At 58.8% G+C, this 20,463-nt stretch carries 25 protein-coding genes and 2 tRNA genes; 18 read left to right on the forward strand and 9 right to left on the reverse strand.

Annotation, left to right across the window (positions count from 1 at the left end; translation table 11 throughout):
* Positions 1-393 precede the first annotated feature (393 nt).
* The 7 genes from DKB71_RS19020 to DKB71_RS19050 all read left to right on the forward strand — a co-directional run bounded on the left by DKB71_RS19020 (position 394) and on the right by DKB71_RS19050 (position 3,460).
* Positions 394-786 carry a response regulator transcription factor gene (locus DKB71_RS19020; RefSeq protein WP_408596626.1) on the forward strand — a complete coding sequence of 131 codons (393 nt, stop codon included), beginning with the start codon at positions 394-396 and terminating at the stop codon, positions 784-786.
* Positions 787-806: 20 nt separating this feature from the next.
* A complete protein-coding gene (locus DKB71_RS19025; protein ID WP_408596628.1) occupies positions 807-1,058 on the forward strand; it encodes a hypothetical protein in 252 nt (83 codons plus the stop codon).
* Positions 1,059-1,141: 83 nt separating this feature from the next.
* Positions 1,142-1,807 carry a hypothetical protein gene (locus tag DKB71_RS19030; RefSeq protein WP_408596630.1) on the forward strand — a complete coding sequence of 222 codons (666 nt, stop codon included), beginning with the start codon at positions 1,142-1,144 and terminating at the stop codon, positions 1,805-1,807.
* A 239-nt stretch (positions 1,808-2,046) separates the two neighbouring features.
* Positions 2,047-2,319: a hypothetical protein gene (locus DKB71_RS19035; protein WP_408596632.1), complete on the forward strand. Its 273-nt coding sequence runs from the start codon at positions 2,047-2,049 to the stop codon at positions 2,317-2,319.
* A 32-nt stretch (positions 2,320-2,351) separates the two neighbouring features.
* Entirely contained in the window at positions 2,352-2,549 is a 198-nt protein-coding gene (locus DKB71_RS19040; RefSeq protein WP_408596634.1) for a hypothetical protein, read from the forward strand.
* Positions 2,546-3,007 carry a hypothetical protein gene (locus DKB71_RS19045; RefSeq protein WP_408596636.1) on the forward strand — a complete coding sequence of 154 codons (462 nt, stop codon included), beginning with the start codon at positions 2,546-2,548 and terminating at the stop codon, positions 3,005-3,007. The genes DKB71_RS19040 and DKB71_RS19045 overlap by 4 nt, the downstream gene beginning before the upstream one ends.
* A gap of 81 nt (positions 3,008-3,088) precedes the next feature.
* The gene (locus DKB71_RS19050) at positions 3,089-3,460 is read left to right on the forward strand and encodes a hypothetical protein (protein ID WP_408596637.1); all 372 of its coding nucleotides are present in this window, start codon (positions 3,089-3,091) and stop codon (positions 3,458-3,460) included.
* On the opposite strand, the gene DKB71_RS19055 is transcribed toward DKB71_RS19050, so the two are convergent.
* From DKB71_RS19055 to DKB71_RS19065, 3 genes are all read right to left on the reverse strand, one after another.
* The gene (locus DKB71_RS19055; protein WP_408596639.1) at positions 3,438-3,737 is read right to left on the reverse strand and encodes a hypothetical protein; all 300 of its coding nucleotides are present in this window, start codon (positions 3,735-3,737) and stop codon (positions 3,438-3,440) included. The two genes, DKB71_RS19050 and DKB71_RS19055, sit on opposite strands and share 23 nt — an antisense overlap.
* 60 nt (positions 3,738-3,797) lie before the next feature.
* Complete coding sequence (locus tag DKB71_RS19060) at positions 3,798-4,370, reverse strand: hypothetical protein (RefSeq protein WP_408596641.1); 573 nt, start codon at positions 4,368-4,370, stop codon at positions 3,798-3,800.
* 145 nt (positions 4,371-4,515) lie between these two features.
* Positions 4,516-5,241: an HNH endonuclease gene (locus DKB71_RS19065; RefSeq protein ID WP_408596643.1), complete on the reverse strand. Its 726-nt coding sequence runs from the start codon at positions 5,239-5,241 to the stop codon at positions 4,516-4,518.
* Positions 5,242-5,416: 175 nt separating this feature from the next.
* Between DKB71_RS19065 and DKB71_RS19070 the strand changes: the two genes are divergently transcribed.
* The 5 genes from DKB71_RS19070 to DKB71_RS19090 all read left to right on the forward strand — a co-directional run bounded on the left by DKB71_RS19070 (position 5,417) and on the right by DKB71_RS19090 (position 9,232).
* The gene (locus DKB71_RS19070) at positions 5,417-5,809 is read left to right on the forward strand and encodes a hypothetical protein (protein ID WP_408596645.1); all 393 of its coding nucleotides are present in this window, start codon (positions 5,417-5,419) and stop codon (positions 5,807-5,809) included.
* A gap of 414 nt (positions 5,810-6,223) precedes the next feature.
* On the forward strand, positions 6,224-6,829 hold the full coding sequence (locus DKB71_RS19075) for a hypothetical protein (protein WP_408596647.1): 606 nt from the start codon (positions 6,224-6,226) through the stop codon (positions 6,827-6,829).
* 566 nt (positions 6,830-7,395) lie between these two features.
* Positions 7,396-7,710: a hypothetical protein gene (locus DKB71_RS19080; protein ID WP_408596649.1), complete on the forward strand. Its 315-nt coding sequence runs from the start codon at positions 7,396-7,398 to the stop codon at positions 7,708-7,710.
* 228 nt (positions 7,711-7,938) lie between these two features.
* Positions 7,939-8,181: a DUF4224 domain-containing protein gene (locus tag DKB71_RS19085; protein WP_408596651.1), complete on the forward strand. Its 243-nt coding sequence runs from the start codon at positions 7,939-7,941 to the stop codon at positions 8,179-8,181.
* A 1-nt stretch (position 8,182) separates the two neighbouring features.
* Positions 8,183-9,232 (forward strand): tyrosine-type recombinase/integrase, encoded by a 1,050-nt coding sequence (locus DKB71_RS19090; RefSeq protein ID WP_408596653.1) that lies wholly within the window; start codon positions 8,183-8,185, stop codon positions 9,230-9,232.
* 100 nt (positions 9,233-9,332) lie between these two features.
* On the opposite strand, the gene DKB71_RS19095 is transcribed toward DKB71_RS19090, so the two are convergent.
* The 6 genes from DKB71_RS19095 to DKB71_RS19120 form a co-directional block, all read right to left on the reverse strand.
* Positions 9,333-9,406: transfer RNA gene (locus DKB71_RS19095), tRNA-Cys, on the reverse strand.
* 45 nt (positions 9,407-9,451) lie between these two features.
* Positions 9,452-9,527 (reverse strand) — tRNA-Gly (locus DKB71_RS19100).
* Positions 9,528-9,587: 60 nt separating this feature from the next.
* Positions 9,588-10,148 carry a CDP-diacylglycerol--glycerol-3-phosphate 3-phosphatidyltransferase gene (gene pgsA, locus DKB71_RS19105; protein WP_274075970.1) on the reverse strand — a complete coding sequence of 187 codons (561 nt, stop codon included), beginning with the start codon at positions 10,146-10,148 and terminating at the stop codon, positions 9,588-9,590.
* A gap of 32 nt (positions 10,149-10,180) precedes the next feature.
* Positions 10,181-12,004, reverse strand: a complete 1,824-nt coding sequence (gene uvrC / locus DKB71_RS19110; protein WP_274075969.1) for an excinuclease ABC subunit UvrC — start codon at positions 12,002-12,004, stop codon at positions 10,181-10,183.
* A gap of 2 nt (positions 12,005-12,006) precedes the next feature.
* Positions 12,007-12,648: a UvrY/SirA/GacA family response regulator transcription factor gene (gene uvrY / locus DKB71_RS19115; RefSeq protein ID WP_008015884.1), complete on the reverse strand. Its 642-nt coding sequence runs from the start codon at positions 12,646-12,648 to the stop codon at positions 12,007-12,009.
* A gap of 127 nt (positions 12,649-12,775) precedes the next feature.
* Positions 12,776-13,231 (reverse strand): GNAT family N-acetyltransferase, encoded by a 456-nt coding sequence (locus tag DKB71_RS19120; protein WP_408596656.1) that lies wholly within the window; start codon positions 13,229-13,231, stop codon positions 12,776-12,778.
* Positions 13,232-13,847: 616 nt separating this feature from the next.
* Here DKB71_RS19120 and DKB71_RS19125 point away from each other — a divergent pair.
* The 6 genes from DKB71_RS19125 to DKB71_RS19150 all read left to right on the forward strand — a co-directional run bounded on the left by DKB71_RS19125 (position 13,848) and on the right by DKB71_RS19150 (position 20,462).
* Positions 13,848-14,924, forward strand: a complete 1,077-nt coding sequence (locus DKB71_RS19125) for a 3-deoxy-7-phosphoheptulonate synthase (RefSeq protein WP_408596658.1) — start codon at positions 13,848-13,850, stop codon at positions 14,922-14,924.
* Positions 14,925-15,108: 184 nt separating this feature from the next.
* Positions 15,109-15,990, forward strand: a complete 882-nt coding sequence (locus DKB71_RS19130; protein WP_408596660.1) for an esterase/lipase family protein — start codon at positions 15,109-15,111, stop codon at positions 15,988-15,990.
* Between the two features lie 106 nt (positions 15,991-16,096).
* Complete coding sequence (locus tag DKB71_RS19135; RefSeq protein ID WP_059405911.1) at positions 16,097-16,378, forward strand: peptidylprolyl isomerase; 282 nt, start codon at positions 16,097-16,099, stop codon at positions 16,376-16,378.
* A 135-nt stretch (positions 16,379-16,513) separates the two neighbouring features.
* Positions 16,514-18,382 (forward strand): extracellular solute-binding protein, encoded by a 1,869-nt coding sequence (locus tag DKB71_RS19140; protein WP_408596662.1) that lies wholly within the window; start codon positions 16,514-16,516, stop codon positions 18,380-18,382.
* Positions 18,382-19,440 (forward strand): microcin C ABC transporter permease YejB, encoded by a 1,059-nt coding sequence (locus DKB71_RS19145; RefSeq protein ID WP_408596664.1) that lies wholly within the window; start codon positions 18,382-18,384, stop codon positions 19,438-19,440. The genes DKB71_RS19140 and DKB71_RS19145 overlap by 1 nt, the downstream gene beginning before the upstream one ends.
* On the forward strand, positions 19,440-20,462 hold the full coding sequence (locus tag DKB71_RS19150; RefSeq protein WP_274075964.1) for an ABC transporter permease: 1,023 nt from the start codon (positions 19,440-19,442) through the stop codon (positions 20,460-20,462). Before DKB71_RS19145 ends, DKB71_RS19150 begins: the two co-directional genes overlap by 1 nt.
* Position 20,463: the final 1 nt, after the last annotated feature.

Raw genomic sequence — 20,463 nt, forward strand, 5'->3', positions numbered from 1 at the left:
CAGCCCGCCATAAAGCGGGCTTTTTTTGTGTTTTCGAAAAATTATTTAGCATTTGCTATTGCGGTTATAATTAGCGATTGCTAATTTATATCTATCGCAGCTACAAACCGCAGCGAAGGGCCTCAAGAGACCCGCCGCTCTTTAACAATCAGCGCAACAAACAACAGACCGCAATGCCTCTACCGGCGACCGGCGAGCAGACAGGCCCGAAAGCCTGCCAACGACAGGAACACCCTGGACGGCTGCTCGAGGTGAAACGCCCTTACAAACCCTGACCGAGTGAATGACCCGGCAAGCAATGCGCCCCGCCCCTCCGGCGGCAATAGGACGGAAAGTTTCACTGATGCACCTGGTTGGCCGGGTGCATTGGGAAAACAACCGGGAGTCACGACGATGGAATCAGAAATCGTAAATGGCGCATGGAAGGGTCACCTGGGTCGTGGCCTGGCACCTCGAGAACTTCAGTTCCTGCTGTGGGTTGCCCTTGGGCTGACCGCAAAGGAAATCGCCCGGGAGGCCGGCATCTCGCCGGCCACTGTGGCGAAACGCCTTACCAACGCCATGTTCAAGCTCGGCGTCACCCGCCGTGCAGCCCTGGTCGCCGAAGCGATGCGCCGCCAGATCATCTCCCCGATGTGCTTTGTCTTGGCCACGCTGATGACCATGAACGCCGTGACCAACGTCCAGTCAGTCGAACCCGCCCGCCGCGACCGCCGGCCGCCCTCGGTTCGGATTGCTCAGATACGCATCACCCGCCGCGCCGAAACGCTGGAGCGCGCGGCGTAACTCACCTCAAAGGAAAAATCATGATCGAGCTCGGACAGAAAGCAGAAGACAAGATCACCGGTTTCTACGGAACGATCACAGGCCGCGCACAGTACCTCACTGGCTGCGATCAGTACTGCCTGGCGCCGCCCATTCGCCAAGGCATCAATGAGGTGCAGAAGTCGGAATGGTTCGACGAGGGCCGCATCAAGATCCTCGGCCCGGGTGTAACTGCGGCAGATGTCGCCGGCCCTGCACCTGTTGGACCGCAGCGAGACGCGCCACGCTGCTGATGGAAAACCGCTTCCGTTATGCACAAACTTCGCCTCTATCTACAATTGTCTGAAGCCAATGGCCATTACTCAGGAGCGTCGCCGTGCGAACACCACTTCTCATACTTCTGCTCGCGTCCTCCGCAGCACTCGCCGAGCAATGTGATTGCCAGAAAATCGTTGGCCAATGTAGCGGGGCAATAGACTTCATCAAGAGCTATGGCTCAAAGCCAAGTTTCGGTGCGGAGATCGTCGTACATAGCTCTGAAAAAGTCTGCTCGAAAGTGGAGTATTACGTTGACGGCACACCTCACCAGACGCTGTTGGTAAATCGGAGCCAGGAGCCCGAGAGCCTCTTCGGAACCAGACCCATAACGCAGAAATCCGTTACGTATCGCTCTTGCCAGATCTGTGCGAACGTCGATCCGAATAAAGGGGCAGCAAAAAATGGAGACGCAAAACAGCCTCCTGCAAACGATTTCGCAGGAACATGGACAGGCTCTGGTAGAAATAGCTTTGGATTTTCGCAAGATATGACTGTAACGGTGACTCCGACCGGCAACAATCAGTATCAAATTTCACAGGTTCATATTGCGGGGGGCACAGCCACCCACGGCAATGGTAGTGGAGCAGCGAATGGCAAAGTACTTTCCTACCCAGTAGATGGTGGCACCATAAACTGCTCGCTAACGCTAATCAGCGCTACATCCCTCGTTAAAAAATGCAGCGGCTGGCTCACAACGAACGAGGCAACACTTACCAAGCAGTAACGCATACCAGCCACATCATGACGAACGCGTGCCGCATCCACCAAACGGCAATCAAAGCCCTTCCATAGAAGGCTCCTTCCTCACGTAGGGAGATCTTCATGACGCAGTCAAAAGCCCGATTCCGATCGGGCTTTTTTACGCCTGCCTTTATCCGTCAGCACTCTCCCCTGCGCCAAATGGCGACCATTGGGAGGTCCGAGTGCTGACGAATACACGCAACCCACCCCGAGGGATCAGCCATGCAATCACTCATGCAGCAGCGCATCGACGGGCTTCAGGCCTTGCGTCTTCGCGCAGTTATCGCCACCTCCGAGTTCTACTCCATGATCGGCAAGGATGCGCCCGTACAGAAGGTGCGCTTCCAGGTGAAGACGGTCGGGCCGAAGGCGTACCACATCGTCGACCTGGTCACTGGCAAAACCCGGGGCTTTCGCTTCGAGCACGCCGCCGCCGTCGACTACGCCATCCAGCTCGAGGAAAAGGCCAATCGCCTTCCCGGGGGTGCGCAGTGATCGGCGCCCCAATGCCCAACCCCCGCGACTCGATGATCGAAGATCTGAACCGAAAGCTGGATCAGTTCTTCAGTACCGGCGGCAAAGCTGAACCGGCGGCCGCCTTCAAGCCTGAACCCCGGCCATCCCGTTCGGACAAGATCGACCCCGATACCGTCCTGAAGCGCCGGCGCCCTTCCCCATCTCATGCAGAACGGATCGCGCTGAGGCGTATCACGGAGGCGCTATGAGCAAGCGCAAAGCGAACAACGGCTTCACCCGGGCCGAACGAAGCTGCCGGGCGCTGCTCAGGATCAACCACGTCGCCGTAGTGAACATCGACCCCAGCGGTACGCAGATCTTGGCGAACTGGAAGAACTGCAGGCAGATCCGGAGCCTGGCCATTGCCAACGCCCTGTTCGACTTCTCCTACCGCTGGACCATCTACATCAGCGCCATGTGCCGAGACGAGCGCGGCGTCGAGTACGTCAAGTCGGTCGAGATATCGCCCGAGGGCATCTACAAGGTCGAACGCCTGACCGATGCCATCGAGCATTACTACCTGGAGCTGCGAAACAGCTGCAACCCAAACCACCTAATGGCGTCAGGCTGGATCGCCGTTCCCGCGGAGGTATCGCTCGAAGAGGCCCAGGCCGCGAAGTTGTTCTACGCCACCGGGGCCTGGCACCAAGTGAAGGTCGCCGCATGAGGCGCATCAGCAACCAGGTGCGCCAGCGCCGACGACAGACATGGCTGGATCTACCAGCCCACGGAATTGAAGAGGCGGGCCATGGCCGAGGAACAGCAGGAGCCGACGGCGGAAGCCATCAAGCAGCGCAAGAAGCGCGAGAAGAAGAATGCCGACAATGCAGCCAAGGGTGTGGGGGTTTTCAAGGTTGAGGTGGCCGGTGTTTTCATGCCGGACCTCAAGCGCCTGATGAAGGAGCACGGCTTCAACAATCAGCAGGAGGTGTATCAGAACCTCCTGCAGAATGTAATCGCCGCCGACTTCGACACTGCCGCCCGGATGCTTCGCTGTGTCACGACACCTTACGAACCAAGCGAAAAGGTGTCGAGAGCATTTTACGAAAAGAGCATGGCCGAATTGGCTCGCGATCCTGGTGATGAAGCTTTGCCGCCTACCGCTCAACCTTCAGTGTAAGGGTAATCGATTCAGGCTCACTTTCTGGAGTCATGTCGGGCATTTGGGTAATTACATAACCCTGCCAGCTGCTACCGACCGATAGGGCTACCTCAAAATGGCCTTCTTTGAACTCCTGATCGATATGGCTATAGGTTCCATCTCGAAGAGTGACCTTGTACACATCAAGCTCAGCCGTATCTTCGAGGAATAGCTCCTCTGGACTTTGCTTTCGATCGTAGATCGCCAGCCTAGACCCGGTCCCTATCGTCAGATGTTCGACCTTCAATTTTCCCACAACCTCTCTCCTTGATCCGGCCCCATGCCGGGCCGAACACAAATACCCCACTTCAACGAATCATGCCAGCCTGCGCGGAACGAAGAGCTGCGCTGGTGGAAGGTCGCAATACGGGGTTGAGCAGAATTTCTCCTGCTCAGTGCGCTTTGCAGAGAAAATTTGCGCAACGTCACTTACGTTTTGCAGTAAGTACAAGGTAATTCGATGCCCCTTGGTAACGGCGTCCGACATGCGCAAATGAACTGCTCGAAAAGCGTCGGGCTTGCCCTTTCGGTAAGGCCTCTCGGCCAAATGATTTACGACATTCCGCCGGTATTGAGTTAGTGGTCGACTCGCACCGCGCTCACTTTTGCCGACGTACCTATAAAGCACCTGGCCGTTTTCATCTTCAATCTGCCACAAGTAGAGCAGCGGCTTGGTTTCATCGACGCCGCAGGTGAATACTTCGAAGTCCATTGCCATTACAGATTGTTCAGATCTCCCGTAGGCGAGATCACGCCACCGCGCGAGGTCAGCAATAAGGCGAAGTCCTTCCCTAACCTCGGGCTCAAGCTTTTCCTCTGGAAGGCTGAGCAGCCGCACTACCTCTTCACCAATAAGCCGAATCGCTTCCACATCGGTTTTCGCACTCATCGCAGCCACCGTCAGGTTTGCGCCAGGTGCAAATCATCTTCCCAATTTACGAATCACGCCAGCCGGGGAGGATCCCGCATGGCAAATACCTATGATTCAATCCGATCAGGCACAGGGGCTGCGACCATGGCTTGGAATTAACCGACTAGCCTTTGAAAACGTGTGTTCTGTGGTAACGAAGAAAGACCTGCTGGTCTTTGGTGAATTTCCCAGCGTTGTTGATACCGCTCAGCCCCCAAACAGAGATGACAGCCTTGGCGCTGTCTGTAACTAAAATATCCCCATTATCCTCGAAGGAGATCCAACCACGATCGAACAGCCTATCGACGTGCGGCGCCAACATAAGGCCGTTGTCACCATCCAGACGCTCTCTGTTATCGCAGTCCTTCCAGGGCTTTATGTGACTAGCGATCAAGAATTCCAGATCGGAAACACCCGTTAGCCTGCAGCGTTGTTCACTCCGGCTCACAGACTGTCGAAACTGTCCCTGACCGATCCGCGCATTGATCAAGGTTTTCTTTTCGGTCGATGATAGACCGGCATCCTGCTCGATCTTTAGCTGCTGCTCATCAGCCTGCTCCAGCTCATCGAGCTCGGTCTGCGCTAAGGAAATTTTGGGGGCCTGAGTCTTGACGCGAAAAAACGAAACCTCTTTCCGCTCGAGATCTAATTTTCCACGCTCCCACCCAGCACGAATCCACTGTTGAGCTTGAGGCCGCTTCCTTATGTCTGCATTCAGCCAAGCGCTAGCGGTATGGGCGTAAGGCGGTAGTTCGAAACCAAGGATGTCCTCCATTTGCTGGAACGTAAGCGTGACAACATCATCTGCTAGGCCCTCAAAATAAATGCCTAATGGCCGGTACTTACTCAAGCTAGTGCCTCCCTACTTCCGTACGAAAGGGGCAAAGCATACGTCAAGTGTTCTAGCAGCCAAAGTTTCAGCAGCTGACGTCACCCCTCTGGCTCCATGCTGGGCCAAACACAAATACCCCCACTTCAACGAATTACGCCAGCCGGCGAGGCAGGCGTCTGCCTGGAGATAACCGATGAGCACATTTGCAGTGTTTGGTATGACCCGCGATGTCGCCATGGCCGAGGCCAAGAAGACAGTCAAAACAACCCGGCCTGATCCGAAGAGAAACGGCCAAACAATCGAGCTGACTGTCGATGAATGGCTGCACAAGGTTGGTGTTCGCGCCGATCAGATCATGGCCGGCACAAAGGTGAAGCAGCTCAGCCCCCTATTCGACGCCCCCCAGTATGCCGAGCAGTTCATTGACTTGGCTCGCAAGTCGGGAAAATGTCGAGACATGAGGATAAGAACGAAAGCTGTTCTGGTTGACGCCAAAGGCAAGCCAATCATTAACCCGAAGACCAAGGCGCCAAAGGTCGGATTCGCAGAGTGGCCGCAAAAACAAGAAGTTCAAGACGCCGCATAACCAACTCTCCACCGCCCGGGCATGACCCGGCATAGGACGCCCCATGCCCACAGAAAACAAACTCACCCGGGAGCAGTATATTGAGCAGGTCACTTCAAAGTTTATTTGCAATAGAGTGCTGTTGGTTGCGGGTTATTACCTGAGTTATTTGCTGCCATTACGGTTACGCACTGCAACGCTCCGCAGCTGCAATTCGCAATCATTGACGACTGCTGTGAAATGGTTGACGTCTTACAAATGCAAGCTTCGGGAGCTGCAAGCTGCATTTTAGTATCACATCCGGAAAGCCAAATAGTGCAAAAAATGACGCTCAAGCGCAGCAGTATGTTCATTACAGCACCTTAACTTCCGTTGATTTGATTCCAGAAAAGATTAGCAGCCACTTCAGTTTATGCAGAAGGAGAGGTATCCCCCATGCCCACAGAAAACAAAATCGCTGAGCCGTCACCAAGCCTGGCAACCGGCCACGACCTAAACGAATCAACCTGGGCCGACTTCGTTCAGCGCCTTCGCTATGACTGCAATGGGGCTGGCGTCAAACGGCACCACACTGCCGCCGCGCTGTTCACCGTCCAGACCAAGCGCATCGAATACGGCTTTGAGCCGGACTATGCGGAAGGCTTGGCGGTCTGCCTCGAAGACCAAACGTGGTTCAGTCCTAAGGAATACTGGGACGACCTAGATGATGACGAGCGCGGTGAAATGGATGACCAGGTCATGGCAGACCGGGAATGCGGCTTCCTCGATCTCGACGAAGATGACCAATGGGACATCCTTCGCGAACTCGACGACCACACCGTCACCGGCTGGAACCATCGCTGGGAGATCGTGAACAGCCACTTCACCAAGGACGCCGCCGAAGCGTTCATACGACGGAAAAAGCACGACTACGGCGAGATGCGCGTCTACGTCGAATCGCAGTATTACGCCTGGGAGTTTGAAGCCATCAAGGCGGCGATCCTCGACGGCACGCTGACCTACTCATCGAAGCCGGTTGCGAATGCCCATGATCAGGAATAGATGGAGATTGCAGGATGAGCGAGAAGCGTGTGCAAGACGAGCGTGACGCCTTGCAGCTGCGCCTGAACGCCGCGGATCAACGAATTGATACCTATGCCAACCCAAAGAGGTTGAGCGCCAGAGCGTGATCGCATACGGCCGAGGTTTTGGGCTCGTGCTGGATGAGGGATGGCATTTTCGAGCGATTCGAGAGCGTACCACCCGGGTCAGTCCGGGAGTTGAGGCGCGCCGAAAACGTTACTTCTCACTCCCCGCCAGAATGCGAGCCGTTTTCGTTTCTTTTGTCTGCTTTTCCAAACCGTAGTTGACGAGATTCTTCCCTAGTGACACGTGGCCAATCTTCGCCGATAAAAATTGAAAAGAGTTCACTATTTTTAAGTCGGTAAATGAATCTACGCATCCTGTTTATCATTATTCTAAAGCTCAATTAGCAGTAACATTGAAGTGCCATCATTCTAGGTATCGGCAAGATCCATGTCACGCTGAAAACGCGCTGAAACCTTAAAGATATTCGCTCGACTCCCTCCCCCTTCAAAGTCAGCCGCTATAGCGGCAAAGGAACAGTCATGCCTGAAGAAAAGTTGATTGGCCCCGCAGAAGTTGTGCGTGACCAGGACGGATACTGGTATCACCCGGGCATCCGAGAATTCGACGAAGATCACGAAGCCTACGAAGCGTGGCTCGATCGCCACGGTCTTGAAGTGATCGGCTGGCACATGGATTCGGACTTGGAAGCTCATCCCTATTGGGATGATGAAGCCTGCCACTGCTTCGGATGGGAGCCCGAAACACCACCGGAGCAAGACTGGTTCCTGCTCGGTATTTTCGACACTAAAGACGGTCCGTATGTGCAGTGGGCACGCCGCGGGGTGATCCCATGATCGCCCTCGCCTGGTTCGCCTACGTGTACTACTACAAGCAGCCTCGACCCTAAGGGTTCGCCCCACCAGTCACTTCAGGAAGGGGAGCTGCGAGTTACGCAACTGGCGAGACGAACGAATAGACCATAGTTCAACCACTCAACGAGCCTCCCACCCCTCATCTGATTTCCACAATCCACCCACCCCACCAACCACCTTCTGCCGCCACGCGCGACATGGAGCATCGCCATGGAAACTGAAATTCTCTCCGACGAGGAACTGGCCGAACTCACCGGCTACAAGGCCAGGGCCTACCAACGTCGCTGGCTGATTGATCGTCAGTGGGTGTTCGTCGAAAGCCGCGGCAAGCGCCCTTTGGTTGGCCGGATGTACGCTCGCATGAAATTGGGCATGCACTCCACGTCTATCGCTGACCCAAACCCGCCCCCGACGCGTCCGGCCTGGACGCCAGACTTCTCCAGAGTGAACTGATATGCGCCCCCGCAAGACAGAAAATAGGGATTTGCCGCCAGGGATGGTGCGGCGTAAACGCCCCCGCAAGAACGGTACTGTTTGGGTTGGGTACTACTACCGGGATGCGAACGGCAAGGAGCTGTCGCTTGGCGGGGACTTCGACAAGGCAAGGCTGAAATGGGCTGAACTGGAAGCCAAGGCAAAACCGGCTGACCTAAAGGTCATGAAGGGGATTTTTGACAGATACGAGCGGGACATTGTCCCGAAGAAGGCGCCGCGCACGCAAAAGGACAACAGGGCTGAGCTCAAGCATCTGCGCAAAGGGTTTGAAGACGCGCCAATCGACGCAATTACCCCATCCATGGTTGCGCAGTACCGGGATGCAAGGACGGCCAAGACCAGGGCGAACAGGGAAATTGCCCTCCTGTCCCATGTATTCAACATTGCGCGGGAATGGGGTTTCACTGACCGGGAGAACCCGTGCGCAGGAGTTCGGAAAAACAAGGAAAAGGTCCGGGACTACTACGCCAACGATATGGTCTGGTCGGCAGTGTATGGACAAGCTCCGCAGGAGCTGAGGGATGCAATGGACTTGGCCTATTTGACGGGACAGCGCCCAGCTGACGTTATCGCAATGACACGTGGAGACATTGAGGGGGATTACTTGACTGTGCAACAAGGAAAAACGAGTAAACGCCTTCGAATCCAGATGCAGGCCGATGGCGTGAAGAATAGCCTTGGCCTACTCATAGAGGAAATCATTGAGAGAAACAAACAGCACAGCGTGTCGCACTTCATCCTCAGCAAGTCAGGGATGCGCGTTTCTCAGCAGATGCTGCGTAATAGATGGGATGACGCTCGGGAATCAGCACGATCGCTGGCAGTCAGAGAGGGCCGGAGTGATGACGCAGAAAAGATTCGCCAATTCCAGTTCAAGGATATTCGACCAAAAGCAGCTTCCGAAATAACCGACATCGCGGATGCGAGCCTCCTGCTGGGCCACTCTGAGCAGGAAATCACCAAACGTGTATATCGTCGTATCGGGGCGATCGCTCAACCGTCAAAATGAAATAGTTTCGGAACTCCACCCCCTAAAGTTTCGGAACTCCTTCACTTTCCTGCGCCCAATAAAAAACCCCGCAGACGTTAATCTGCGGGGCTTTCAATAGTGGAGGCCGAGGTCGGAATCGAACCGGCGTAGGCGGATTTGCAATCCGCTGCATAACCATTTTGCTACTCGGCCTCAAAACATCTGTTGTCAGTAGCGCGACATCAAATGCGTAAAACTTGGAGCGGGAAACGAGACTCGAACTCGCGACCCCGACCTTGGCAAGGTCGTGCTCTACCAACTGAGCTATTCCCGCTTGGTGTGGCGCATTCTATAGAAATCAGAAGCGCCGTCAACCCCTTGATTCAAAAAAGTTTTATTTCTTTTGCACGTCGGTACGCAGATGCGGCCAGGCCGCCCGCAAGTACTGGACCATGGACCACAATGTCAGGCCCGCGGACACCATCAGCAGGGTGTAGCCCAGCAGGACCCAGAAGCTGAAGTCCGATGGATTGGCCAGCAGGATCACCAGCGCCAGCATTTGCGCGGCGGTTTTCCATTTGCCCAGGTTCGACACGGCCACGTGCGCACGGGCGCCGAGTTCGGCCATCCATTCGCGCAGCGCCGAGACCACGATCTCGCGACCGATGATCACCGCAGCCGGCAGCGTGAGCCACAGGTTGCCGTGTTCCTGTACCAGCAACACCAGGGCCACGGCGACCATCAGCTTGTCGGCCACGGGGTCGAGGAAAGCCCCGAACGGCGTGCTTTGTTCCAGGCGTCGGGCCAGGTACCCGTCCAGCCAGTCGGTGGCGGCGGCAAAGGCGAAGACCGAGGCTGACGCCAGGTAACTCCAGTGGTACGGCAGGTAGAACAGCAAAATGAAGATCGGTATGAGCAGGACGCGTAGAACGGTAATCAGATTAGGGATATTCATCGGCACAACTGGCTACGAGGTGAGGGGGCATTCTACTCGCTGTGCAGATTTGCATAAATCAACTCTGCGAGCTTTTTACTGATCCCGGGGGCTTTGGCGATTTCGTCGATGCTGGCACGAGACAGCTCCTGCAATCCACCAAAATGTTTGAGCAAATCGCGCCGGCGTGTCGGCCCGACCCCGGCAACGCCTTCCAGCGTCGAGGTGCGACGGGTCTTGCCGCGGCGCGCGCGGTGCCCGGTAATCGCAAAACGGTGGGCTTCGTCGCGAATCTGCTGGATAAGGTGCAGCGCGGGGGAATCACCGCGCAAGGTGAATTCGTGGGCGGCGTCGTTGAGGTACAGGGTTTCAAAACCGGCCTTGCGCGTCGCGCCCTTGGCCACGCCGAGCAGGATCAGGTCGGGCACCGCCAGCTCGTTGAGCACGTCGCGGGCCATCGACAGCTGGCCCTTGCCGCCATCGACCAGGAGGATGTCGGGCAGCTTGCCCTCCCCGTCCTTGAGCTTGCTGAAGCGTCGGGTCAGGGCCTGGTGCATGGCCGCGTAGTCATCGCCCGCGGTAACGCCTTCGATGTTGTAGCGCCGGTAATCGGACTTGATCGGGCCTTCGGGGCCAAACACCACGCAGGAGGCCACGGTCGCCTCCCCGCTGGAGTGGCTGATGTCATAGCACTCGAGGCGCTGGGGTGGTTCGTCCAGCTTGAGCACTTCTGCCAAGGCATCGAAACGCGCGGCAACGTGTTGCCGGTTGGCCAGGCGCGCACCCAGGGCCTGCTCGGCATTGGTTACCGCCAGTTGCTGCCAGCGCGCACGGGTACCGCGCACTCTGTGGCTGATGGTCAGTTCGCGACCGCGCAGCTCGTGAATGGCCGCGATCAGTGTCGGGAAATCTTCGTGGACCACATTGACGATCAGTTCGCTCGGCAGGTCGCGTTCGGGGCTGCTGACATAGTACTGACCGAGAAACGCCGCCATGACCTCGGAAACGTCCTCCTCGATACCCACCTGCGGGAAGAAGTTCTTGCTGCCCAGCACTCGCCCGCCGCGCACGCTGATCAGGTGAACGCAGGCACCGCCCGGGTTGACGAACGCGGCAATCACGTCGACGTCACCCGTGCCGCCTTCCATGCTCTGTTGATCCTGGACCCGGCGCAGCAGTGAAATCTGATCGCGAAGTTCGGCAGCACGCTCGAACTCGAGGTTGATCGCCGCCTCTTCCATGGCCGCGGACAACTCGTCGGTCAGTGCATTGCTGCGCCCTTCGAGGAACATCACCGAGTGCCGCACGTCTTCGGCATACACCTGCGGGTCCACCAGGCCGACACAAGGCGCCTTGCAGCGCTTGATCTGGTATTGCAGGCAAGGCCGCGTGCGGTTCTTGTAGTAGCTGTCTTCGCACTGACGGACGAAAAAGGTCTTCTGCAACAGGCTCAGGCTTTCGCGGATCGCGCCGGCACTCGGATAGGGGCCGAAGTATTTGCCCTTGGCCTTCTTCGCCCCGCGGTGGATGCTCAAGCGCGGAAACTGGCCGTCAGAGAGAAACACGTAAGGATAGGATTTGTCGTCGCGCAGCAGGATGTTGTACGGCGGCCGCCATTCCTTGATCAGCGTCTGCTCAAGCAGCAACGCCTCGGTTTCATTGGCCGTGATGGTCGTTTCGACCTGGGCGATGCGGGCCACCAGCGCCGCGGTCTTGGGCGCCAGGCCGGTTTTGCGGAAGTAGCTCGACAGGCGATTCTTGAGGTTCTTGGCCTTGCCGACGTAGAGCAGGCGTGCGTCGCTGTCGAACATGCGATACACACCGGGTCGCCCGCTGACCGTCGACAGGAAGGCGCTTGGATCGAAGATTTCAGTCATTTTCAGAGGCTGGCATCAACCATGCCGTGACGAACCGCCAACAGCGTCAACTCGACATCGCTGCTGATCGAAAGCTTTTCGAAAATGCGATAACGGTAGGTGTTCACGGTTTTTGGCGACAGGCACAACTTGTCGGAGATGATCTGGACTTTCTGGCAGCCGACGATCATCAACGCGATCTGGATTTCCCGTTCCGAGAGGGCGTCAAAGGGCGAATCGTTGGTTGGCTGGAAAGACTTGATCGCCAGTTGCTGGGCAATTTGCGGGCTGATGTAGCGCTGACCGGCAAACACCAGGCGGATGGCCTGGACCATTTCCGGCAATCCGGCGCCCTTGGTCAGGTAGCCTGCCGCACCGGCTTGCAACAGTCGCGTGGGAAACGGATCTTCCTCGCACACGGTCACCGCGACGACCTTGATGTCGGGATGGCTGCGCAATAATTTGCGGGTGGCTTCAAGACCGCCGATCCCGGGCATCTTGACGTCCATCAGGACCACATCGGGTTTCAACTCGCGCGCCTTCAGCAGGGACTCTTCCCCGGACTCTGCCTGGCCGACTACTTGCAGGCCATCGATGTCAGCCAGCATTCGTGTAATGCCTGTACGAACGAGATCATGGTCATCGACTACTAGCACCCTAATCAAGCAGACACCCCGCGATATGATCTTGTTGGATTGCCCGCCACCTTAGCAAAAAGCAACTGGCAGACCTAGCGGCAAGCGTTATATAAAAAGTTTCCACTCGTCTTGCAGGGCTTGTCGCCAGCGTGTTTCAGCGCATTGCCGCGGAGGCTTCACGCTCCATGCGCAGGAAACACTCGTCCCTGCCCACCACTTTCAAGCCCTTGCGTTCGTACAGGGCTCGCGCCGGATTATTTTCAAACACCGTCAAGCGCAGGGCCCCGCGCCCTTCCCTGCACGCCAGCGCCAATACCTGATCGATCGCCCAGGAACCAGCCCCCTGCCCTCGATACGCCTGGCCCACCTGAAGTTCGCGGATGTACAGCGCCCGGGCATCGCGGCTCAGGCTGACGAACCCCAGCCGACGATCAAAGTGCACGATCACCCGGTTGTCACGCCCCGCCCAGGCGACATCGAACGCTTCGTCCAGCCACAACAGATCGTGCTGGATGTAATAGCGCAGCATATTGATGCGTGTCAGGTCCCGGGCGAAATCGAGGTCGTGATCGGTCGCCGGGCGCCAGTCAACTTCGATCAATGGCGTCATGCTGATCCCGTGGCAAAAAACCAGAAGTGTGCCACATCTTCATCGGCGCTCAAGCGATAGAAAACGCCGGCGCCGAGCGATAGCATTTTCTGATTGAAACCTCGTACCAGCCTCTAGTAAGCTCGGTGCATTCATCGGAGACAGACCATGTTCAACGCCCGCCCATCGCTTCATACCGCCAGCGCCCCGCGCTCGGTTGCGGCTGCCCGGGTGAATGACGTGTGCACTCCGGCAAACTTTTATTTTGGGTATTGGTTTAGCCACTGGCGCGCCTGATACCCACACGGCGCCCACTTCAAACGGGTCGCCACCAGAGAATTCTCAACCCCCGGTCGGCCTCCCGACCGGGGGTTTTGTTTTTTGGGCCCGCCACCACACAGCTTTAGCGACACACCGCCATCAAGAGGATTTTACAAATGAACTACGCCACTTATTACCGTCACGACAGTTTTACCGCCTGGCGATTTACCACCCTCCGCTCGGGACAGCCTGCCGCCTCCGATCGGTCACCCACAGGTGGCAAGCACACACACGCAGCCAATCCGGCCAATTGTCGAACACCCCAGTAGGGCCGAGCGCGCGGGAGTGAACCCGCCGCCGCCCAGGAAGCCTGAACATGAATTCGTCCGTCTCTGCTCTGCCACTGTCGACCCTTACCTCTGCCAACGAAGCGCTGACCCTGCGCCTGCCCACTTCGTTGCAACTCAAGCAGCAATTGCCACTGACCAACGCCCTGGCCCGGCAAGTCGCGACTCACCGCCAGGCGGTTCGCGCAATCCTCGACGGTGAAGACTCCCGTCTGCTGGTCATCGTCGGCCCCTGCTCGATCCACGACCCGCAATCCGCACTTGAATACGCCGACAACCTGGCCCGCCTGAGCGCCGACGTCAGCGACCAGATGCTCCTGGTGATGCGCGCCTACGTCGAAAAACCTCGCACCACGGTGGGCTGGAAAGGCCTGGCGTACGACCCGCACCTCGATGGCAGCGATGACATGGCCGGCGGCCTGACCCTGTCCCGCGAGCTGATGCGGGAAATGCTCATGCTCGGCCTGCCGGTGGCGACTGAACTGCTGCAACCCATGGCCGCCGGGTACTTCGACGACCTGCTGAGCTGGGTGGCCATCGGCGCCCGCACCACCGAGTCGCAGATCCATCGCGAGATGGCCAGCGGCCTGGGCATGCCGGTAGGCTTCAAGAACGGCACCGATGGCGGTGTCGGCGTCGCCTGTGACGCCATGCGCTCGGCCGCCCATCCACATCGCCACTTCGGCGTCGACAGCCAGGGTCACCCCGCGATCATCCAGACCCCGGGCAATGCCGACACCCACCTGGTGCTGCGCGGCGGTCATCACGGACCGAACTACGACCGCGCCAGCGTCGCCCGCGTCCACGGCGACTTGACCCGACTGAAGATCCCGGCCCGGATCATGGTCGACTGCAGCCACGCCAACAGCAGCAAAGATCCACTGCGCCAACCCGCCGTGTTCAACGACGTGCTGGAACAACGCCTGCAGGGCGATCGCTCGCTGATCGGCATGATGATCGAAAGTCATTTGTTCGAAGGCTGCCAACCGCTGAGCCCGTCGCTGAAGTACGGCGTTTCGGTCACCGACGGCTGCCTGGGCTGGAGCGCGACAGAGCAACTGTTGCGCCAGGCGGCGGATCGGCTGCGGGCACAGCAAACCCGCTGACCACCGCATTTTCGGGCTGCACCAACCCGTCTTCATCCGCAGACGGGTCGGCAGCCATCAGGATTCGTACCCTGCCTATGCCTTTTTCCCCAGGCCACAGCGGCCATTTCATGCATCGCTGCGGCGCTGGAGTCTTTAGAGTGACGTCGAAGTCACTTTCTTGAACCCTGGAAAAGGAATGAACATGCAACGGAATGCAAAGACTCATTATCCCATCCTGCTGGTGCACGGGCTGTTCGGCTTCGAGCGGATCGCCAGCGTGCACCTCTTCCACGACGTCAGGCAGGCCCTGCGCAACGCTGGCACGAGGGTGTTCGTCCCGCATCTGTCCGCCACCCACAGCAACGAAGTACGCGGCGAACAGCTGCTGGCGCAGATCCAGCGGGTACTGGAGGGCACCGGGGCCGACAAGGTCAATCTGATCGGCCACAGCCAAGGGGCGTTGGCCGCACGCTATGCCGCCGCGACAGCGCCCGGCAAGGTGGCCTCGGTGACGTCCGTCAGCGGCCCCAACCACGGCTCGGAACTGGCGGACCTGCTGCGCAAGGCACTGACACCGGGCCACCTGCCGGATATCGTGGCCGAGACCATTGCCACCTTGTTCGCCGACTTTCTTTCGTTACTCAGTGGCAAAGGCCGGATGCCGCAAAATGCCGTCGCCGCGTTGAACGCCCTGACCACGCAAGGCGTGAACGCCTTCAACCAGAAGTACCCCCAGGGGTTGCCGCAGACCTGGGGTGGCAAGGGCCGCGAGCAGGTCAACGGCGTGCGCTACTATTCCTGGAGTGGCATCCTGCAGGGCAAGCGGCGGGCTGAAGGACTTGAGGTAGCTGATCCATCCCATGGACTGATGCGCGCGCTCTCACGTTATTTCTCCCTCGAGCCCTTGCAGAACGATGGCCTGGTCGGCCGCTACAGCTCCCACCTGGGCACCGTCATCCGCTCGGACTATCCGCTGGACCATCTGGGCACCCTTCGCCAGTCAGGCGGTCAAAGTGTAAGGCGCGTCGACCCGATCGATCTGTATGTGCAGCACGCCGAGCGCCTGAAAAAAGCCGGGCTTTGACCCAGGCCCGCCGTCCAGAGCGCTGGCAACGGAACTTTGGGGAGAAATAGCCCACTGAATCCGGTAGGCTCAGCACTTTACCGTACATTGAATGGAGAGTTTCCCCATGGCCAAAGCCACTGCCCGTCACATCCTTGTTGCCAGCGAAGCCAAGTGCAACGAACTGAAAGCCCAAATCGAGGGTGGCGCAGACTTCGCCGAAGTCGCCAAAGCCAACTCCACCTGCCCTTCCAGCCGCCAGGGCGGTGACCTGGGCTCGTTCGGTCCAGGCCAGATGGTCAAGGAGTTCGACACCGTGGTCTTCAGCGCACCGCTCAACGTAGTGCAAGGTCCGGTCAAGACCCAGTTCGGCTACCACCTGCTGGAAGTGACCAGCCGCCAGGACTGATAGACGCCTGGATTTACTGTGCAGCGGCCCGCCTTCTGGTGGGCCGTCGTGTTTCAGATACGTAATACGGCTGGCGAGGGACGCGCCGCTAGCGTACAAATCGTGGTTGACGACCACCCGGCTCTAAGGCTGAAAATGCGACTGGCTTTCCCGACTTCATTGTTCACTGCCGTGGCCCTGCTCCTGGGCGCCGCCGGTGTGAATGCCGCACCGCAACATGCGTTGACCGTCTACGGCGAGCCCGCCAAGTACCCTGCCGGCTTCAGTCATTTTGCCTACACCAATCCGCAGGCGCCCAAGGGCGGGACGATGCGCCGTTCGGCGATCGAGATCGGGCATTTCGATCACGTCCTGCCTTACATAGACAAGGGCATCGGCGTGAGCCAGATCGATGGCCTGCTCTACTCGCCCCTGGCGCAGCGCTCGCTGGACGAGCCTTACACGGTGTACGGCCTGGTGGCGCAGCAGATGGAGCGCTCCGACGATGGCCTGTCCCTGCGTTTCTTCCTTAACCCCAAGGCGCGGTTTGCCGATGGCAAGCCGATCACCGCCGAGGACGTGCGCTACACCTTCGACCTGTTGATGACCCAGGGCAGCCTGCGATATCGCACGCAGTTCGCCGACGTAAAAGGCGTGGTAGTCGAATCGCCATTGACCGTGCGCTTCGACTTCAAGAACAACGAAAACCGCACCCTGCCGCTGGACATCGCGACCTTGCCGGTGTTTCCCGAACACTGGTGGAAGAGCCGTGACTTTGCCGATGGCGGCGGTTACGAGCCGCCCCTGGGCAGCGGGCCCTACAAGGTCGGCAAGATCGATTCGGGGCGCAGCATCACCTTCGAGCGCAATCCCGACTGGTGGGGCAAGGACCTGCCGGTCAGCCGTGGCCTGTACAACTTCGACCATTTCAGCATCGAGTACTTCGGCGACACAGATGTCGCGCGCCAGGTTTTGCGCGGCGGCGCCTATGACTACAACCGCGAGTTCTCCGCCACCGGCTACTCCATTGGCTACGACAGCCCCGCACTGAGCGACGGTCGCCTGCAAAAGGCCCACCTGGCCACCGAAGCGCCGCAATCGGCCCAGGGCTTCGTGTTCAACCTGCAAAAACCGATGTTCCAGGACCGCCGGGTGCGCCAGGCCCTGGCGATGCTCTGGGACTTCGAATGGAGCAACCGGCAGATGATGCGCAACCTGTACATCCGCCAGCAGAGCTACTTTTCCAATACCGAGCTGGCGGCCCGGCGCTTGCCTGATGCCGGTGAGCTGGCGATCCTGGAACCCTTGCGCGGACAGATCCCCGATGAAGTCTTCAGCCAAGTGTTCGAGCCGCCGAAAACCGATGGCAGCGGCTTGATTCGTGACAAGCAGCTGCAAGCCCTGGAGCTGCTGGAACAAGCCGGGTGGAAACCCCGGGGCGATCAATTGGTGAACGCCGAGGGCGAGCCGCTGAGCTTCACCTTCCTGGTCAGCCAGAACGGCATGGATCGCTTGCTCCTGCCCTACAAGCGCACCCTGAAACAGATCGGCATCGACCTGAACATCCGCCGCATCGACTCGTCGCAGTACGTCAATCGCCTGATGAGCCGCGACTACGACATGATCGTCACCGGCTATCCGGTCACCACCTCCCCCGGTGGCGAACTGATCAACTACTTCGCCTCGGTCTCGGCGACCGACCCCGGTGCCAACAACTACATGGTGTTGAAGAACCCGGCGGTGGACACCTTGATCAATGGCCTGATCCGCGCCAACACCCAGGCCGACATGCTGCACTATGCCCACGCGCTCGACCGGGTGCTGCAATGGAACTATTACTGGATTCCCAACTATTACCCGCCGGGCAGCTCCACCGTGTGGTGGAATCGCTTCGGCATACCGAACGTGCAGGCGAGCAATGACGAAGCCATCGAGAGCTGGTGGGAAATGAGCACCACGCCACTGACCAACCAGCAGATGACCGCTGAGCGAATCCGTCGCGGCAGCCCCGGAGGACCGCACTGATGTGGGCTTATATCGTACGGCGCCTGCTGCTGATCATCCCGACCCTGGTGATCATCCTCCTGGTCAACTTCGTCATCGTCCAGGCCGCCCCGGGTGGTCCGGTGGAACAGGCCATCGCGCACCTTCAGGGCATCGGCGGCGCCAATGTCGGTGGCGGTTCCAGCGAGACCATGGGCCATTCCCGGGCCAGCCGCGGCCTCGATCCGCAATTGATCAAGGACATCGAAAAGCAATACGGCTTCGACAAGCCGGCACCGGAACGCCTGTGGCTGATGCTCACCAGTTACGCGCGCCTGGACTTCGGCAAGAGCTTCTTTCGCGGGGCCACCGTCACCGACCTGATCCTGGAGAAGATGCCGGTCACCATCTCCCTCGGGCTCTGGGCGACGCTGATCACCTACCTGGTGTCGATTCCCCTGGGGATCCGCAAGGCCGTGCACCACGGTAGCCACTTCGATGTCTGGAGCAGCACCGCAATCATCATCGGCTATGCCATGCCGGCCTTCCTGTTCGCCATGTTCCTGATCGTGGTGTTCGCCGGCGGCACCTCGCTGAACTGGTTCCCGGTGCGCGGGCTGGTCTCGGACAATTTCGAGTCGCTGTCGACCCTGGGCAAGGTCGCCGATTACTTCTGGCACCTGGTACTGCCGGTGACCGCCCTGGTGATTGGCGGTTTCGCGACCCTGACCATCCTGACCAAGAATTCGTTTCTCAACGAAATCACTCGCCAGTACGTAGTCACCGCCCGCGCCAAGGGCCTGAGCGAGCGCCGGGTGCTGTACGGCCACGTGTTTCGCAACGCCATGTTGCTGGTAGTGTCGGGGATTCCCCAGGCCTTCATCAGCGTGTTTTTTGCCGGCTCCCTCCTGATCGAAGTGATCTTCTCCCTCGATGGCCTGGGCCGCATGAGCTACGAGGCGGCCGTGTCCCGGGACTACCCGGTGGTGTTCGGTTCGCTGTTCATCTTCACCCTGTTCGGCCTGCTGATAAAACTGGTCGGCGACCTGTGCTACACCCTGGTCGATCCGCGCATCGACTTCGCCGCGAGGAACGCCTGATGCTCAAGCTTTCACCGCTGGGCCGACGCCGCTTCGAGCGTTTCAAGAAAAACCGCCGCGGCTGGTGGTCGCTATGGCTGTTTGTCGGGCTGTTCCTGCTGACCCTGGGCGGCGAGCTGATCGCCAACGACAAACCGCTGGTGGTCAGCTATCAGGGATCGTTGTACTTCCCTGCCCTCAAGCGCTACACCGAGCAGGAATTTGGCGGACAACTGCCCTTCCAGGCCGATTACCGCAGCGATTATGTGCAGAACCTGATCAAGAAGGACGGTGGCTGGCTGCTGTTCCCGCCGATCCCCTTCAGCGACGACACACCGAACTACGACCTGAACAAACCGGCCCCGAGCCCGCCATCGAACGTGAATTGGCTGGGCACTGACGATCAGGCGCGGGACGTGTTGGCGCGGGTGATCTTCGGCGCGCGGGTGTCGATCCTGTTTGCCTTGATGCTGACGTTCGTCAGCGCGCTGATCGGCATCGCCGCCGGCGCGTTGCAAGGCTATTACGGTGGCTGGGTCGACTTGCTCGGCCAGCGGCTGCTGGAGGTCTGGTCCGGGCTGCCGGTGCTGTACCTGCTGATCATCCTCTCGGGATTCGTCGAGCCGAATTTCTGGTGGTTGCTGGGGATCATGGCGCTGTTTTCCTGGCTGGCGCTGGTGGACGTGGTGCGCGCCGAATTCCTGCGCGGGCGCAACCTGGAATACGTCAAGGCGGCCCGTGCGCTGGGCCTGAGCGATCGCAAAGTGATCGTGCGGCACATCCTGCCCAACGCCATGAACGCGACCCTGAGTTACCTGCCGTTCATTCTGACCGGGGCCATCTCGACCCTCACCGCCCTGGACTTCCTCGGCTTCGGCATGCCGGCCGGCAGTGCGTCCCTGGGCGAACTGATCGGCCAGGGCAAGCAGAACCTGCAGGCGCCCTGGCTGGGGCTGACGGCGTTTTTCACCCTGGCGTTGATTCTTTCTCTATTGGTGTTCATCGGCGAAGCCTTGCGCGACGCCTTTGACCCTCGTGCGTGAA

Origin of the sequence: Pseudomonas sp. PLMAX (genome assembly GCF_046042685.1) — a bacterium.
In the GTDB taxonomy this organism is placed as follows: Bacteria; Pseudomonadota; Gammaproteobacteria; order Pseudomonadales; family Pseudomonadaceae; genus Aquipseudomonas; species Aquipseudomonas putida_AE.